This is a genomic window from Actinobaculum suis, from assembly GCF_900618115.1.
In the GTDB taxonomy this organism is placed as follows: domain Bacteria; phylum Actinomycetota; class Actinomycetes; order Actinomycetales; family Actinomycetaceae; genus Actinobaculum; species Actinobaculum suis.
This window is the reverse complement of the sequence record NZ_UYIO01000001.1, coordinates 2060701-2077001: the sequence shown is the minus strand read 5'-3', so window position 1 is coordinate 2077001 and position 16301 is coordinate 2060701. Positions and strand designations below refer to the sequence as shown.

13 protein-coding genes are annotated in these 16301 nt (G+C 59.3%); 8 read left to right on the top strand and 5 right to left on the bottom strand.

The window, feature by feature from the left end; genetic code table 11:
* Window positions 1-200: 200 nt before the first annotated feature.
* Together H8274_RS08370 and H8274_RS08365 are read right to left on the bottom strand one after the other, a co-directional pair.
* Window positions 201-1109 (bottom strand): 1,4-dihydroxy-2-naphthoate polyprenyltransferase, encoded by a 909-nt coding sequence (locus H8274_RS08370; RefSeq protein ID WP_185934284.1) that lies wholly within the window; start codon window positions 1107-1109, stop codon window positions 201-203.
* A 235-nt stretch (window positions 1110-1344) separates the two neighbouring features.
* Complete coding sequence (locus tag H8274_RS08365) at window positions 1345-3567, bottom strand: hypothetical protein (protein ID WP_185934283.1); 2223 nt, start codon at window positions 3565-3567, stop codon at window positions 1345-1347.
* A gap of 478 nt (window positions 3568-4045) precedes the next feature.
* Between H8274_RS08365 and ubiE the strand changes: the two genes are divergently transcribed.
* From ubiE to secA, 3 genes are all read left to right on the top strand, one after another.
* A complete protein-coding gene (gene ubiE, locus H8274_RS08360) occupies window positions 4046-4756 on the top strand; it encodes a bifunctional demethylmenaquinone methyltransferase/2-methoxy-6-polyprenyl-1,4-benzoquinol methylase UbiE (RefSeq protein WP_407706087.1) in 711 nt (236 codons plus the stop codon).
* Window positions 4757-4823: 67 nt separating this feature from the next.
* The gene (locus H8274_RS08355) at window positions 4824-6029 is read left to right on the top strand and encodes a polyprenyl synthetase family protein (RefSeq protein WP_065414962.1); all 1206 of its coding nucleotides are present in this window, start codon (window positions 4824-4826) and stop codon (window positions 6027-6029) included.
* 340 nt (window positions 6030-6369) lie between these two features.
* Window positions 6370-9252: a preprotein translocase subunit SecA gene (gene secA / locus H8274_RS08350; RefSeq protein WP_185934282.1), complete on the top strand. Its 2883-nt coding sequence runs from the start codon at window positions 6370-6372 to the stop codon at window positions 9250-9252.
* Between the two features lie 396 nt (window positions 9253-9648).
* Here the strand turns inward: secA and H8274_RS08345 are convergent, their stop codons facing one another.
* Window positions 9649-10458: an Rv3235 family protein gene (locus H8274_RS08345; RefSeq protein WP_185934281.1), complete on the bottom strand. Its 810-nt coding sequence runs from the start codon at window positions 10456-10458 to the stop codon at window positions 9649-9651.
* A 50-nt stretch (window positions 10459-10508) separates the two neighbouring features.
* Window positions 10509-11342 carry a LysM peptidoglycan-binding domain-containing protein gene (locus H8274_RS08340; RefSeq protein WP_185934280.1) on the bottom strand — a complete coding sequence of 278 codons (834 nt, stop codon included), beginning with the start codon at window positions 11340-11342 and terminating at the stop codon, window positions 10509-10511.
* A 236-nt stretch (window positions 11343-11578) separates the two neighbouring features.
* Between H8274_RS08340 and H8274_RS08335 the strand changes: the two genes are divergently transcribed.
* Window positions 11579-12274 (top strand): hypothetical protein, encoded by a 696-nt coding sequence (locus H8274_RS08335; protein ID WP_185934279.1) that lies wholly within the window; start codon window positions 11579-11581, stop codon window positions 12272-12274.
* A 130-nt stretch (window positions 12275-12404) separates the two neighbouring features.
* Here the strand turns inward: H8274_RS08335 and H8274_RS08330 are convergent, their stop codons facing one another.
* Window positions 12405-12635 (bottom strand): helix-turn-helix domain-containing protein, encoded by a 231-nt coding sequence (locus H8274_RS08330; RefSeq protein ID WP_049619974.1) that lies wholly within the window; start codon window positions 12633-12635, stop codon window positions 12405-12407.
* 292 nt (window positions 12636-12927) lie between these two features.
* Here H8274_RS08330 and H8274_RS08325 point away from each other — a divergent pair, with 292 nt between their 5' ends.
* From H8274_RS08325 to tpx, 4 genes are all read left to right on the top strand, one after another.
* Window positions 12928-13710: a hypothetical protein gene (locus tag H8274_RS08325; RefSeq protein WP_065414966.1), complete on the top strand. Its 783-nt coding sequence runs from the start codon at window positions 12928-12930 to the stop codon at window positions 13708-13710.
* Window positions 13711-14889 carry a MinD/ParA family ATP-binding protein gene (locus H8274_RS08320; RefSeq protein WP_185934278.1) on the top strand — a complete coding sequence of 393 codons (1179 nt, stop codon included), beginning with the start codon at window positions 13711-13713 and terminating at the stop codon, window positions 14887-14889.
* A 113-nt stretch (window positions 14890-15002) separates the two neighbouring features.
* On the top strand, window positions 15003-15563 hold the full coding sequence (locus tag H8274_RS08315; RefSeq protein ID WP_185934277.1) for a DUF6912 family protein: 561 nt from the start codon (window positions 15003-15005) through the stop codon (window positions 15561-15563).
* 230 nt (window positions 15564-15793) lie between these two features.
* The gene (gene tpx, locus H8274_RS08310) at window positions 15794-16291 is read left to right on the top strand and encodes a thiol peroxidase (protein ID WP_185934276.1); all 498 of its coding nucleotides are present in this window, start codon (window positions 15794-15796) and stop codon (window positions 16289-16291) included.
* Window positions 16292-16301 lie beyond the last annotated feature (10 nt).

Here is a 16301-nt window from a genome sequence, read left to right as displayed (position 1 = left end):
CTAACCTCTGGAAGTGTGCACCTCTTACATAACTTGCACACATTAGCAGTCGGCGTACCGCACCCGGCCTGGCTACCTGCATAATCTCGGGTAGCCTACCAACACCGCGAGCGCGATTAGCCGCCAGAAACCAGAGGCGGCCGGGCGTGAATTATTGCGCCAACCGGGCCCGAACAATTACCGCAAACCGGCCAAATTCCTCATCCGAGCCAGGCGGCCAGGGCGTAGGCAAACGCCGTCGCCAATCCGTAACTAAGTTCCACGAAACCAGTGTTTCGCAAAACTGGAATGAGGGCGCGCCCTTCTGCCCGCTGCGTGCCCGCGCGGGTAACCGTTCGCGCACACTCGATAGCAAGATAGGCGGGGTAAGCGAAAAGCACTACGAGCCACCAGCGCGATCCTAAGAAAATGCAAAGCACGACGCCGAGGGCCAAGGCTAGTGCCAAAGTGGCGGCATAAACCTGCCGGGCACGCGCGTCTCCCAAGCGCACGGCCAAAGTGTGTTTGCCCGTCACTGAATCGGTGGGAATATCGCGAATATTGTTGACCATCAACAAGGCGCAGGCGATCAGGCCCATGGCGCAAGCGGCGATCCATGCCGGGGCGGGCACGGCAAGTAGCTGCACGTATACGGTCCCGGCGGTAGACATGAGGCCAAAGAAGAGGAAGACCCCAACTTCGCCCAGTCCGGCATAGCCATACGGATGTTTACCTCCGGTGTAGAACCAGGCGGCGAGCACGGCCGCCACGCCCAGGCCGAGCAGCCACCATTTGCCAGTGAGCGCGACGAGCCACAAGCCACAGACGCAGGCAAGCACGTAGCAGGCAATGGCAGCGCGGAGCACTACTTGCGGTGAGGTTTTCCCGCCCCCGGTGAGGCGGGGTGGGCCGGTGCGTACGGCGTCGGTACCGCGCACCCCGTCCGAATAGTCATTGGAAAGGTTGACGGCGATCTGCAAAATCAGGGCGATGGCCAGGCACAGCCCGGCTCTTGCCCAGTTGGCGCCGCCGCCCCAAATCGCAATTCCGGTACCGGCAAATACCGGCGAAACACTTGCCGGCAGGGTTCGGGCACGAATGCCTTCCACCCAATCATTGAAAGTAGCCACGATTCGACATTTTAGGTGGACAGCCGGTTTCCGGCTACCTCATGTGCATCGGCTACCCGCATGTGCAGATGGGCGCAGGCGGCAGCGGGCGCGCGCCGGTGGGCGCCGGCCGGCCTACCAGTATCTGTGCCGGCCTACCGATGCCCGTGTCTGTGCCTGTGCCGGCGCCTGCGTCTGTGCCGGCCTAGCGGTGCCCATGTTTGTGGCTGTACGCCAGCGCCATTTGTGCTCGTGTTTACACGTGCGAGCCGTAGGCGGAGTAGCCGGTCGCGCCGGTTTGCGGCGGGGCGGGCCGGGCGAAGCGGGAAACTACTTCTACGAGGAGTCCGATCAGCAGGCCAATGAAAATGATGTACCAGTGGGTGGTGGCATTGGCGCTCAAGGTGACAGAGCCGGTGCCAAAACTGGCATCAAGCCGCAAACCGAAACGGGTGATGCCGTAAATAATGGCGGTCACGGAGGTGAAGGAGAAGGGCATAATGATCCAGGAGATCGGCCCGTATTGCAGGCGCGGATCGCGCGAGCGCCCCCAATGCACACCGAACAGCACGGTAGCTACCAGCGCGGCCAACACCACTACTACGATCAGCCAAATCGGCAAGCCGCTGGCAATCAAATGTATCCCGGAAACGCCGTCGCCCCCGCGATATTCGGCCGGCAACAACTGTAAGAGCGAGGCATCTACAGAAATGTTCATGGCGCCGCCTAAGCTTCCGGCCAGTGCCACCGCACCTGCGGTGAGGAAGTAGGGGAAGGCGATCAGGAGCAAGGAGAAACGGCTACCTACTGAGGAGTCGGCGAGTTGCCCGCCGGCTCCGGTGAGCACGAAAATGCCAAGCATTAGCGCCGCGAAGGTCACGCTGAGAATGAACCACGCGAAGGCAATTGCCACCCCGTGGCAGAAAGTGGGGATCGGGGAAGCACTGGTGAGCAGGTAGCGGTTTTGCGGGGTGGAGCGAATTGTGAGCAGGCGCCCAAAACCGGAAGCAAATAGGCCGAGCGGGATCGCGGTGGCAGCCGCCAGGAGCGGACTGGGGTTAATCGAACCGGTAATCCCTTCGAATGCGAAATCGCTACGCGTAAATGCTGCCAAGCCCGCGGTGCAGGCGGCGAGCACAAAGGCGGAAAGCCAGGCGGGCATCCACACCATGAGCGTGGAATTGCGTTGCCCGCGGCCCGACCAGCGGTGCGTATAGAACAAGGTGAGGCCGATAATCGCGGTGGTCGTCAAAGCGGTGGCGTAGAAAGTGCCGTTGAAACTAATTCCGGAAGCGCCATCTATCGTGAGCGACGCCGAACCGCCCAGGCCAAATACAGTGGTCAGGGAGCTGTATGCCGCCAAAAGGTGTTTATAGGTGCCGCCCGGTACTCCCGTATTTGCCCCGGAAGTGGCGTGGGAAAGTGCTCCGCCGATCAACCCGGCCGCCAAATTAACCAGGAAGGCCACTACGAGCGCAATAATCGGTGCGAATGCGGCCACCAACCACACCGAGGCGTGGAAGCGGCGCCGCTTTGGCGGTGCTACCGCCGGTGCGGAAGGCCCTTGCGTGGAAGCCCCTTCATTGAACAAAGAGTCGAAGCGGAAATCGGCGGCTGCGTCTTTGCCTTGCGGCGTCGAACCCGTATCAGAGGCGCGGTTCTTAGTGCCCGTATCGGCAGCGCTCGCGGCGGCACGTCCGAAAGAGGTGGTATCTGCGCTGGCGGCACTCGCCGTGCTGGTAGCGCTCGCTGTGCTAGGGGCGCTCGCCGCACGGGTGGGGCTAGCAGCATTTCTAGCGCTCGTAGCGCTGGCCTCTGGGGCGGAAACCTTACGTGGTTCGCGGTGCACGGGCGGCAGAGTGCTGGACGTCCAGTCGCTTGGAACGGGCCTACTGGGAGCAGGATTGCTGGGCCCCGTACTGCTTTGCCCCGTAACGCTTTGCCCCGTACTGCGCGGCGCAGCGCTAGTTAGTTCCGCACTGCTTGGCGCCGAGCGGAAGGGCGAAGAGCTTTCTGGCGCATGAGTAGACGCATGAGTGCTGGGTGCGTGGCTACCGGGTTCGTAACCACCGTACGCATAATCACCGGAAGTAGAACTATCGGGCGCAGAACTCCTTAGCGCGGAAGTTTTGGGCGCCGGGCTACCAAATCGTGCATCGCGCGGATCGCCAACATAAATCCTGCCGGAGGGGCGGTAGTCACCGTCGTAATGGTCAGCGGTGTAGTTACCGTCATAACGATTATCGGCGGGGTAGCTATGGGTAGAGCGGGCCGGGGCGGGGCTACTTGCCTCGCCGGTGGATTCCACAGCATCCAGAGGAAGCGGGATATCCCGAGTGCCGGCCAGATCTCCGGCAGTTACCGGGTCTACCGCGCCGAAGGCGGCCTGCCACGCGGCTTCTTCCGCGGAGAGATCACCTTCCCGGCGCCACTCTGGTTGCTCGGGTGTTCCCGGTTTTCGTGCGTTATGTTCGCCCATTTCCGTTCCTCGTATCCTGCTCTTCCCCATGCACGCGTCTGCCCGTTTTGCCGCATACGCTAGCGGATAGGTAGCTACCTGCACCGACTCTGGGTGGCGCGGGTGCTGTCCCGTTATCTTTCTGTAACCATAGCGAACGTTCCTCCCGGTGCGCTCTCTATGCAAAGCGGTTGGCGGCACGGCGTCAAACCTTTATTTTCGCTGCTACTAAGTCCGCGTGGTAGGACCTAGCACCTGCTACTGCGTCGTGCTTTCCCGCCCTATCGCGGCTACTACTCCACGATAGGTTTGGAGTCGGTCACGGCAATACGTACACCGTTTATTGGGTAATTCTACGGTTTGTAGTGGGGGAGAGCACGTTATACGCACCCGTTTTGCGGGGTGCTTTAGCGGGGCGTTTTGCGCCTTCCGACTTGCGCGATTTGGCGTATTGGCCACTTCTGACCGGCAAGTCACGAAATAATGGTTGAATGTTGCTATGGCTATGGGTAAGCGTGCAGATCTCAGCAAAAAACCGGTCGAAGTGTCTACCATGTTCGATCAGGTAGCACCGCGGTACGACGCCGTAAACACCCTCCTCACGGCCGGGCAGGTCCACGTGTGGCGGGAGGCAATTGCGCAAGCTCTGGATATTTCTGCGGGCATGCGGATCTTAGATATTGCCACCGGCACCGGTACTTCCGCGGCTAGCTACGCGCGCTTGGGGGCAGAGGTAACCGGCGTCGATTTTTCGCAAGGAATGTTGGAGATTGCCCGTACCCGCCACCCCGGGATTACTTTCCAGTGGGCCGACGCTACGAATTTGCCACAGCCGGATAATAGTTTTGACGCCGTGACTATTTCCTATGGGTTGCGAAATATAGCGGATCCGCAGGCGGCTTTGCGGGAAATGTTGCGCGTGGCGCGCCCGGGTGGCACGCTGGCAATAATCGAGTTTTCGCATCCGAGTTCAAAGCTGTTGCGGTTCCCGTACCGCACCTATCTGAAATACGTATTGCCGAAGGTGGCAGCTTTAGCTGGTTCGGACGGTCCGGCTTATGCGTATCTCATGGAGTCGATCTTGGCGTGGCCGAACCAGCAGGAACTGGGCCGCTGGATACAGGAAGCTGGCTGGCGGCAGGTGGAATATCGGAATGTGACCGGCGGCATCGTGGCAATCCATCGTGCCCGCAAACCAGTAGCCGCGTAACAATGAGCAGGCTTTCCCGGTGGTGGGGCGCCGCGTAAAAATCAAGAAAAAGGTAAGGTACTGAGCCGTGAGCCAAACCAATGCGACGGTACTAACATCGCGCGTTGAAGAACGCCTGGCGAAGGTGGAGCGCTTGCTCGATACTCATGCTTCGCTCGACGATCTACGCGTAGCCGCCATGACAACATATTTGCAAAAGGCGGGTGGGAAACGATTGCGCCCTGCCCTCACCTTGCTGTGTTCGTATTTGGGGCCCAATCCGGAAGATCCACAGGTGGAGCAGGTTGCTGCCGCTATCGAACTCACTCACCTGGCGTCTCTTTATCACGACGACGTTATGGACGACGCTCCCTACCGGCGGGGAAAGCCAGCCGCGCAAGTGGTTTTTGGTAATTCGGCCGCGATTTTGGCCGGCGATATTCTTTTCGCGCGGGCTAATGCCCTCATGGCTAATCTTTCCCCGCGGGCGGTGCACGACCATTCGGTAACTTTTGCCCGGCTCTGCCGCGGGCAGCTGAGCGAATGGCTGGGGCCAGAAGTGGGAGATCCGGAAAATGAATTCTCTCAGCGCAGTTACTATTTGCAGGTTTTGGCAGACAAAACCGGCTCGCTCATTGCCGCGGCGGCGCGCGAAGGCGTGTATGCGGCCGGCGGGACGGCGCAAATAGCGCGCGTGGTCGAAGAATTTGGGGAAAAAATCGGCGTGGCTTTCCAGCTTACGGACGATTACATCGACGTCATGTCCGATTCCACCGAGCTGGGGAAAACCGCGGGTACGGATGTGCGGGAAGGTGTAGATACCATGCCCACGATCCTGTTGCGCGAACGCCAGGCCGCCGGCGAACTCGATTCGCGAGGCCAGCGGATTTTAGAACTGGTAGACGCCGCCCGCCAGCGCAGTTCGCGCACTTGCGTGCGAGCGGGGGCGGCTCTCGCGGGAGCCACTAGTACCGGGCTGGCAGATGCAGCGCCGGCAGGTGCGGCGTCGGCAGGTACAGCTTCGGCGGGTGCGGCGTCGGCGGGGACAGCGCCGGCGGGTGCGGCGTCGGCAGGTGCGGCGTCGGCAGGCACAGATCTGGCAAGCGGGATGAGCGATGCGGAATTGCAAGAAGCGGTGGAGCTTTTGCGCGGCCACGCGGTGATGGAAGAAACACTGGCTATGGCCCGGCAGTGGTGTGCGGAAGCAATTGCTGCTCTGGCAGCGATTCCAGAAGCCGAGATTCGTGAGGCATTGGCCAGTTTCGCGTGGTCCGCCGTCGAACGCAACGCGTAGCGCGCAGATAACGCCTAGCGTGCAGATATTGCACGAAACCCAATATTGCGCGAAACCCACGGATTTTCGCATGAAACACGTGGCCTTCGGCACGAAACCAGCGGTTTTCACGCCCACCCGCGGAAAGGTAAGCGGGGCGCAAGCGGAGCTGTGCGCAAGCTGAGCCAGACACGCCGGAAGCTAGAAAGTACACGGGGAAAATAGGTGGGACACGCCGAAACGGGGCACGGAAGCTAAATAGTGGCGTATTGCCTTTTGCTTTTGAGCGAACCCACACCCATTAGGGCCACTTACGTAAGTAGAATATTGCGAGTATGCCCATGGTAAGGAGCTCAAACTAGTGGCACGTTTACTTGATCGAATCTTGCGCGCTGGAGAAGGCCGCAAGTTGCGCAAGCTCGAACGGATATCCGAACGAGTAACGGCTTTAGAGCCGGAAATGGAAGCGCTTACAGACGCAGAACTGCGGGAGCAGACCGACCTATTTAAGGAGCGGTTGGCAGACGGGGAAACTCTCGACGATATCCTCCCCGAAGCTTTCGCCACCGTGCGGGAAGCTGCCAGGCGAACGATCGGGCAGCGCCCCTTTGACGTCCAGGTCATGGGCGGGGCGGCACTGCACTGGGGTGATATCGCCGAAATGAAAACCGGTGAAGGTAAAACCCTGGTAGCCACCATGCCTTCCTACCTGAACGCCCTGGAAGGTAAGGGCGTACACGTGGTGACCGTGAACGACTACCTGGCGTCTTACCAGTCGGAACTGATGGGCCGAATTTACCGGTTCCTCGGTTTGACCGTGGGCTGTATCGTAACCGGGCAAACCCCGGAGGTCCGCCGCCAGCAATACAATGCCGATATTACGTACGGCACCAATAACGAATTCGGTTTCGACTACCTGCGTGACAATATGGCGTGGAAGCCGGAAGAAATGGTGCAACGCGGCCATTACTTCGCGATCGTTGACGAAGTTGACTCGATCCTGATTGATGAAGCCCGTACCCCGCTTATTATTTCGGGGCCGGCAGAAGGTGATGCGAACCGCTGGTATTCCGAATTTGCGCGAATCGTCACCCGGTTGCGGAAAGACACCGACTACGAAGTTGACGAAAAGAAGCGCACGGTAGGCGTGCTTGAACCGGGCATTGACAAGGTAGAAGATGCCCTGGGCATCGATAACCTATACGAATCTTTGAACACGCCGCTCATTGGCTACCTGAATAACGCCATCAAGGCGAAGGAACTTTTTGAGCGGGACCGTGACTACGTGGTCCTCAATGGGGAAGTGCTCATTGTGGACGAACACACCGGCCGCGTGCTGCCAGGCCGGCGCTATAACGAAGGTATGCACCAAGCCATCGAGGCTAAAGAAGGTGTGGAAATCAAGGCTGAGAATCAGACTCTGGCCACGATCACCTTGCAGAACTACTTCCGCTTGTACGACAAGCTTTCCGGTATGACCGGTACGGCCGAAACCGAAGCCGAAGAGTTCGCGAATACTTATGAACTCGGCGTGGTGCCGATTCCCACGAATAAGCCGATGATCCGGCAAGATCGTACGGATCTGATTTACCCGACCCGTCAGGGCAAGCTGCGCGCCGTCGTGAACGATATTGCTGAGCGGCATGAAAAGGGCCAGCCGATCCTGGTAGGTACCGCTTCGGTGGAAGCTTCCGAAGAACTTTCAAACCTGCTGGATAAAGCCGGCATCCCGCATTCGGTGTTGAACGCTAAGCAACACGAACGGGAAGCGAAAGTGGTGGCGGAAGCGGGCCGTAAGGGCGCCGTGACGGTAGCAACCAATATGGCCGGCCGTGGTACCGATATTATGCTCGGCGGCAATCCGGAGCATCGTGCGCAGGAAGCTTTGCTCAAGCGGGGCCTTTCTCCGGAAGAAACGCCGGAAGAATACGAAGCGGCCTGGCCGGAAGAACTAGAACGGCAGCGGGCAGAAGTCGCCGCGGAACATGACGAAGTGGTGGAACTGGGCGGTTTGTACGTGCTCGGTTCGGAACGTCACGAATCGCGGCGTATCGATAACCAGTTGCGTGGCCGTTCCGGGCGGCAGGGCGATCCGGGCGAATCCCGTTTCTACCTGTCTTTGGAAGACGACCTGATGCGCCTCTTCGCGGGCGGGGTGGCCGGCCGGATGCTGGAAGCCGCTTCCGACGACGACACTCCGATCGAAAACAAGTCGATCGCGAAAACAGTGCGCCGCGCCCAAGGCTCAATCGAATCGCGTAACGCGGAGATGCGGAAGAACGTCCTCAAGTACGACGACGTTATGAACGATCAGCGTACCGAGGTCTACTCCACGCGCCGCCGCATCCTAGAAGGTGAAGACATTGAGGACATGGTTTCCGGGTTCCTCGACTTCGTGGTGCAAGACGTAGTGGATTCGCACATTGTTGGCGTACCGGAAGAAGAATGGGACCTGGACGCCCTGTGGAACGACCTCAAGGGCTATTACACGCCCGGTTTCACCGCGGAAGAGTTGATGGACGACGCCGGGGTAAGCCTGGACCGCGAAACTTTGCTCCGCGAGCTGAAGGAAGATATTCACGCTCACTATGAAGAGCGGGAAGCCCAGGTAGGTAGCGATAAGATGCGGGAAATCGAGCGGCAGATTGTGCTCTCGGTGCTAGACCGCAAGTGGCGCGAACATCTTTACGAGATGGACTACCTGAAGGAAGGTATTGGCCTGCGGGCAATGGCCCAGCGTGACCCCCTCGTGGAATACAAGGACGAGGGCTACCAGATGTTCCAGGCCATGGACGCCAATATTCGGTCTGAATCAGTGCGCTACCTCTTCCACTTCGAACTGCCGGAAGAACGAGCCGCCCGTTTGCAGCGGCAGGCTACGGAAATCCAGGCGGCGATGGATGCGCAGCGGGCCGGCCGGGCAGCTTTCCAGGCTCGGAAGGAAGCAGCAGAACGGCTCGCCGCGGGCGCCAGTGCGGAAGGCACAGCAACCGGAAGTGGCCAACAGGGCCGGATCGACCCGGCACAGTTGGGTATCAAGGTCGGATCGCGCCAACAAAACGTCAGCTATTCCTCGGCGGCGAAGGACGGTTCCGGGGAAGCCGAAACCCAAAGCGCTTCCGGGAAACGCCGGGTAGGGGCGCCGGCCACGGCCGGCCAATCGGCAGCCCAACGCGCCGCGGTATCTGGCGGCAACCGAGCCCAGCGCCGCGCCGCAAAGCGCGCCGCCAAACGCCGGCGCTAAGCGCCATCGCTAAGCGCGCCGCCAGGCTAAGTACCGCGCGGCGTAAGTGCGGGCAAGGCGAGGTGCACTAGCAGGCGCGGCACTACATAAGTGCGGGCAAAGCTCCGCGTGATAGCGGGTGCCGCGCTTGCAATCGCGGGCGCTGCACAACGTAAACGCGGGCAAGGCGTTAGATATAGATACATATAACCGGTGGGTGGCGGTCTGCTTGATTGCAGGCTGCCACCCACCGGTTTGTTATTGATTTATGCGTTCAACTCCGGCAGATTCTGAGCTTTGCGCGATCCAGGTGTTGCGTGGCGCAAATATGTTTCAGGCAGGGCTTTACGGATTAGTTTTCGCGCGGCGATCTTTGCGAAGCTGTGGGCGGCGTGGGGTAACTGTAAGTGGCGCAGGTTAGCCGAGTTCGAGGGCCATCACTTTCCAGCGCTTGCCGTGATATTCGAGCCGGAGTGCGGCGGCGCGGACTCGGACGCCGTCGTGAATAGCCGCAATCGTTTCCGCCACTCGGGGTAGCGGGGACGTCATGCGCAAACGGCAAATGCGCGGTGGCGGGCAGGCGGGAGCTTTTCCTTCGATCCGCATGGCCAGGCCGGCGCGGCGGCTCAAAGCCGCAAATACAGCTGGATCGAGCCAGTTGCGCAAATGCGAAAGCGGGCGGTGGCCGAGCAAAATCTGGACCGCATAAATCATCACCCCGCCAGCAACATGTTCGGGAGAACCAGCACCTTCCGGAAGCTCCACATCTAGCCCCACTAAAGAATCACGCCAAATACCGTGATGCGGGGTGGCTGTAAGCGCCACCCGGTCCCAAGGCTTTTTCGGAGAAGTAACCGGCATAGGTTCTTGCGGGATACTGGCCTGCGGCGGGCTGGCTGGGGGAGGAGCTCCCGCAATATGCAAGATCTCTGCCGGAGCACGTTCCGGGATTGCTTCTTGCACCGTCTTTTGCACGGCGCGGGCCGCAGCACTCAGCTCCGGCGGACGCGGCGGAATAGTACCAGCGTCACTTTGCCAGGAGGCACGGCGCGGTGAACGCGGCGCCGCGCTAGTACTCGGAGATGGTGAATGCGGCGGCGCGCTAGTTTCCGCGGACGGGGAAACAGTGGTGGGGGCAAGGCTCACGGCACCGGTAGGTGCTACTGATTTGGCTACGGCAGGGGGCGTGGAAGAGGTCCACGACCTTTGCACAGAAACAGAATCCATGGTTTTTCCTTTAGGTGATATTTCTTCGGGCTGGGAAAGAAAAATCGCTGCTAGCCGGCCGCAGGAATGACTAATTCTTGGCCGGGCATAATAAGACTCGGATTGGTTAGCTGATTTGCCTGCGCGATGGCATTGACCAGCTGCATAATCTGCCCATCGGAAGCATCAGCCGGCAGAAAATAGGTGGCGATCTGCCACAAAGTATTTCCCGCCTGCACAATATGCGTCCGCTCGGCTGGTGTTTCCCGGTTTGGTGTTGTCGGGTCGTTTACTTCGGCTCTGGAACGGGGCCCCGGATCGCTCGCTTTGGTTATCGGACCGGGATTGTTTGGCCGGGTTGCCGAACTGGCGAAATCGAGACGCGTTTGTTGTATACGCGCGCGAGCCGATTCGGGAGAGGTACGGGCCGAACCGGGAGAGGCGGGCGCGCCAGTTTTGAACGATCCACCCCATCCCAAGTCGAGGTCGGTGCGCACAGTTTCCGCGTGCATGGTGGTGTGCGTGGTTGTGTGTGCGGTGGTGTGCACGGTAGCTACCGCAGCAGTATGGCTGGGTGTACCCGGCGCTGCGACGGCGAGGGCCGGCGAAGCGCTAAGCGTGAGCATCGTGCCCGCGGCCAAAGCCAACCGCACTTTCCGAGTACCGCAACGCCTTGCCAGAACCACCAAGAAACCTCGGTGCCCGCGCGCGGCGCGCGCGAGAGCCAGATAAGAAAGGCAGATCCACAGGCTCAGCAACATGCCAGCAAAACTTAGGCCACACAGGAGCCAGGACGTGTAAAGTGACCCAGCCGGCCCGGAAAGACCAGGCCATTCGGTGACTAGCACGAACATGAAACCGAGGGCTGCGGTTAGAGAACCCCCGCAGATAGCTTTTGTTTTCATTGCCCTCCAATCGTGACGTTTGATGCGGTTAGGACTGATTACATAGTTTCGATAGCGCTAGTTATGCCCTCTGCTGGGTATTCCAGGTCAACTAGGCTGCCAAGTTATCCACAACCAGGACCATTTGCCTACTACCTGCGATCATGTATTTAGGTACCGCATTCGGCGATTAGAAGCCCTATGGGGCCGGCGAAGTTTTGGGGAAGTGCTTTCTGACCTGCAGCTACGCTTCGGGCATGGAGAATATGCACGAAGAAAAGTACGGGCTGCCCACTAATTCAGATATAAACCCGGTGGGCCAAAGGCCTAGACGAAAAAATCTGCCCGAAGGCGTGCCCGTGCCCGCGCAGCTCCGGGCTGAGCCGGCGGCGAGTGTTGATCTAGAGAGCTATATGGAGAGCCTGGCAGGTGATATTTCGAGCCTCTTAGCGGCAGAAGAAAAAGCGGCCCTGCTGGCCAGTGCCCGAGAGTTGCGGGAAGCAGAATCGGCGCGTATCTGCCTGGCGGATTATTTGCGCGGGCAAGTGGGCGGCGTCGTCGAACTAACTACGCGGGAGGGACAGGCAAGCGAGTTACGGATCGTGGAAGTGGCACAAACCTGGCTACTGGGAGAGGGGTATCAACGCCGCGTTTTGGTGCCGGTAAGTGCGATTATGCGGGTGCGGCAAGGTAGTGCGCGGCGCGGCCGGCAAAGAAATGAGCGCGTGGATATGCGTGAGCTGGGGATTGCGATGCGGTTAGAAATAAATGCGCCTTTGCGGGCACTGGCCCGGAAAAACCGCCGCGTCTATATCACGCATGAAGCCGGGAGATTTTCCGGGCAAATCAGGCACGTAGGTAGGGACTGGCTGGAAATACGGGATTCTGCCGCACCTACCGGTCCGCAAATTTTGGCTTTGAGTGGCCTAATCCGAATAGAAACGAATAAATAGGAACGAACAAGTAGAAACTAACAAATAGGTACTAGCAAATAGGCACTAGCAAGTAGGAATGATTAAAAAGAGAGCGCAGAATACAAGAGAACGCACAATGCGGAAGCAGCAAGCGGCAAACGGCTGGAAGCTACGCTTTGGTGTTGCTGCTGCGTTCCGCATGTAGCGCTTCCACCCGTTCTCGCGTGGCCGCATAGCCGCGTTCCACATAATCGGCGAGCACGCTTTCTTCGATCCGCCACTGGCCGCGGCCACCTACCTGAATGGCCGGAATTTCCCCGTTCTTGATTAGCGTACGCACTTGGCCGGCAGAAACGCTGAGATAGTCAGCGACGTCAGCAATGGTAAGAAACTTGCTCATATCCCCTCATTCTCCTCAAAGGCTTCTCGTAGAAGCTGAGCCAAAAGTACTACGTGAGCCATTTTGAAACCACCCGCAACGGATGCTATCCACAGTTGTGGATACAGGAATGCATTATAGGAACAAGTATGCCATGGTTCTCCCATAACAGCACCTCGGTGTTCAAAGTAATTAAATCTGCACGAAGTGAGCTCTAAAGACGGCAAAGCGCCTCAAAACCACAAAACGGACAGGTCCGAAGCAGTTATATAGCAGTACCGAGATGCAGCGTAAACACAAGGAAGGAAGCCTGATGCGTCCACGCTTACAAAGGCTGAAAGATCCGCGTTTGGCCGCGGGCATCGTCTTGATTTTGGCCTGCGCAATTATTGGCGGCTACGTACTATCCGGCCCGCAAACGGTGCGCGTATACCGGGCAACGGCAGCGGTGCTTCCGGGCACGCCAGTGGCAAAAGCGCCTTTGGAAGCTGTGGAAATAAGTCCACAAGTGGCGGGCGCTTACCTGCAAACTGCCGGTGCGGGCACGATTGGGGTACCGATTGCGGCCGGCGAGTTGGTGCCGCAAAGTGCTTTGGAGGAAGTGCCGCGGGCCGCGCATGTAGTTTTACCGCTCGCAATTTCGCCGGCCGGGGTGATCGCGCCCGGGGATCGAATCGAAATATGGCAGATGCGGCCGCCTGGCGTTACCAATACCGGCCCTGGCAATAACTTCGGGGAGGCGGTAGCCGAGCCGCGTTTGGTGTGCCGCGATGCTCGCTTGGTGGCGGTGCGGGAAGCGTCCATGCAGGCCGCCCCAGAAGTAGAGGTATATATCCCGCTGGCAGATATACCTCCGGTTTTGCGGGCATTAAACACCGGCGCGAACTTCGTGATCCTTTCCCCGCAAGGCGAGCCGGTAAGCATGCCGAAGGACGCGGTAGATAGTGCGCCAAGGAATGCTGACGCCGCGGGTGCCAACGAGGCTGCCGGTGCCGACGATGCCGCGGGTGCTGACGATACTGCGGGAGTTAACGATGCTGCGGGTGCCGCAGGACCAAACGAGGCCCTAGGCGGCGCCGAAAATCGAGAGGAATAAATGCAGATTTTGCTTTTGCTTCGCGGGGAGTTGGAGATCGCTACTTTGCAAGCCTGCGAACAGGCCAGCTGGCATGTGGCGCGCCGGTGTTCTGACCCGGCCGAACTTTTGGCCGCCGCCCAAGCTGGGATTGGTGACGTTGCAGTTGCCGATGATCTCGATTTAAGTTTTGTGGCCGCGCTGCACCAAGCGGGAGTGCGCGTGGTGGGTGTAGGAGTTTCGGCAAATATTGGGGCCGATGCGGTGGCCTCCCCGCACGCCGCAGAAATCATTTCCTGTATTAGCACCGTCCAGGTTGCACTCGAAAACCATCGGCAGCTAGCTGAAAACACTGCCGCTACTCACACGCCTGGCACGGCAGATACCGAAAATTGTCAGAACTCAGGAAGGCGCGGGGTTTTATGCGCAATCTGGGGAACGGGCGGTGCGCCGGGCAGGTCTTGTTTGACGCGCGATTTTGGCGCGGCCAGTGCCAGCCGCGACCCGATCGTGATCGACGCCGATACCTGCAACCCTTCCCTCGCGCAATTACTCCACACCGGCCAGGAAACTTCCGCGATCGTCGCTTTGGCGCGAAAAATCGAAACTGGGGAAGGCATAACCGGGCAGGTGGATAAAAACCTGGTCCGCCTCCGTCCCGGGTTTCGTTTCCTATCCGGGTTGAACACGGGTGCGCGCTGGCGGGAACTGCCCGAAGCCATATTAGAACGCTTATGGGAGGAATTACGCAGCTACAGTCGTTTATTGATCGCCGATTGTGCGGCGGGTTTGGAACCGCCTTCGGAGTACGACGTCGTACCCGAACACGAAGCCGCAACCAGGACTCTTCTGGAAGCGGCGGATATGCGGATTTTGGTGGGAAAGGCCGGGCCGGTAGGGATACGCCGAATGATCGCGCAGGCGCAGATTGCCCGCGATCATGGACTGGATTTTTATCCCGTGGTAACGCACGTGGCGGAAAAAGAGAAGCGGGAGATTCGCACTCTGCTCGAAAAATATGACATGCCCGAGGTGGGGTGGGTGCGGCGCGATGGGGCGCGGTTCCGGGAAGCAGAAACACAAGGGTTGCCCGTGCCAGTGCTGTATCCGCGTGCGCCCGTGACCGGTGACATCCGGCGGCTCGCGAAAACAATTACGGCCAGCCTAGAAAAGGAAACCGGGCATAAGAATGCACAATAAACGAGCGTATGAAAGAACCGGCGCTACGGGGAAAGGTGCCGAGTACCGCAACGGCAAGGTTAGGAACACGCAGGAAGGCGGAGCTTGGGGCGCGCGGCCCTAGACTAGGGGCTATGCGAATCTATATTCCGGCGACCACCGCTGATCTTGGGTCTCTGACGATTTCTGCGCGCATCGTGCACGCGGCAACGCCCGCGCTCGCCCAGGAAGTGGCAGACGATGACCGTGACTATTTGGAAGCCATTGCTTTCAACGCGGCCGCCGACGATTCTCTGGACCGGATCGCGGCAACGCTGGCAGGCCGGCTCGTGATTCCCGGCCAGGAAAGCCCGCGGTATCGCCGCGTGGTGATTGCCGCGGATGTAAAAGATACGGAATTGGTGCCCGTGGATGCGGCCGAGGCGGCGGCGCTGTTCTTGCCCGCAGATACCGCAGCGGCGCAATTACCTTCCGCGCTCGCGATGCCGGTAGCGCTCAGCTGGGAGCAGGTGGCAGCTTTCCATGTTGATTCCTGGGAAGCAGAGAAAGACGTGCAGCTCGTGGTGGAAGCAGATAATGCTCCCGATGCGGGCGATGCAGCGTTCGCGCGGCTTGCCGCGGCAGACCTTCTCTGGTACGACGTATCGGAGAGGCTCGATGCGGCCGTGGAACTTGGGGCAGCATTCCGTGCCTAAGAAAAACTGGTAAGGCTTAGCTGCTGCGTGCTCCGATACCGCTTGGCCGCGCGCACCTGGGGACCGCTTAGCTACAGCGCAACTGGATGCCGTTTGACCGCAGCGTAACTACTAACTACCGCGCAACTATCGGGCCCTTAGCATTTAGTGCAAAACAGTTCGCACGTCTGTACATAAGCGACGTCGTTGGCGTCACGTCTTTGCGGTAAGGAGAGCCGTACACTGGAACTATGGCAAAAATTCAACTAGAAGGTGTTCCGGTAGAAACTGCTGGCGATTTGCCCGCGGTGGGTACAAAAGCTCCTGCTTTCACGGTGGTGAATGCAGATTTGGAGGATGTGCGTTTGGCGGATTTTGCGGGCCAGCGCGTGGTTCTCAATATTTTCCCGTCTTTGGATACGGGTATTTGCGCTACTTCGGTGCGGACGTTCAATAAGCTGGCTGAACAGTTTGCGAACACGGCGGTGATTTGTGTTTCCATGGATTTGCCGTTCGCGCTTGGCCGTTTCTGCGGCGCGGAAGGGATTCAGAACGTGGTGACGGCTTCTGCTTTCCGGTCCGATTTTGGGGAAACGTACGGGGTGCGGATGGTTGACGGCGCCTTGGCGGGTTTGCTGTCGCGTTCCGTGGTGATTGTTGATACCGATGGCACGGTGATTTACACCGAGCAAGTTCCGGAGATCAAGACGGAACCGAATTATGAGGCCGCCGCGCAAGCTCTTGCTTAAACGCGGCGTC

Excerpts from the sequence above, each read along its gene's own strand:
- H8274_RS08325 (WP_065414966.1), top strand. The coding sequence starts at position 12,928 with ATGCGTCCACGCTTACAAAGGCTGAAAGATCCGCGTTTGGCCGCGGGC.
- tpx (WP_185934276.1), top strand. The coding sequence starts at position 15,794 with ATGGCAAAAATTCAACTAGAAGGTGTTCCGGTAGAAACTGCTGGCGAT.
- H8274_RS08335 (WP_185934279.1), top strand. The coding sequence starts at position 11,579 with ATGGAGAATATGCACGAAGAAAAGTACGGGCTGCCCACTAATTCAGAT.
- H8274_RS08315 (WP_185934277.1), top strand. The coding sequence starts at position 15,003 with ATGCGAATCTATATTCCGGCGACCACCGCTGATCTTGGGTCTCTGACG.
- H8274_RS08340 (WP_185934280.1), bottom strand. The coding sequence starts at position 11,342 with ATGAAAACAAAAGCTATCTGCGGGGGTTCTCTAACCGCAGCCCTCGGT.
- H8274_RS08320 (WP_185934278.1), top strand. The coding sequence starts at position 13,711 with ATGCAGATTTTGCTTTTGCTTCGCGGGGAGTTGGAGATCGCTACTTTG.
- H8274_RS08365 (WP_185934283.1), bottom strand. The coding sequence starts at position 3,567 with ATGGGCGAACATAACGCACGAAAACCGGGAACACCCGAGCAACCAGAG.
- ubiE (WP_407706087.1), top strand. The coding sequence starts at position 4,046 with ATGGCTATGGGTAAGCGTGCAGATCTCAGCAAAAAACCGGTCGAAGTG.
- H8274_RS08330 (WP_049619974.1), bottom strand. The coding sequence starts at position 12,635 with ATGAGCAAGTTTCTTACCATTGCTGACGTCGCTGACTATCTCAGCGTT.
- H8274_RS08345 (WP_185934281.1), bottom strand. The coding sequence starts at position 10,458 with ATGGATTCTGTTTCTGTGCAAAGGTCGTGGACCTCTTCCACGCCCCCT.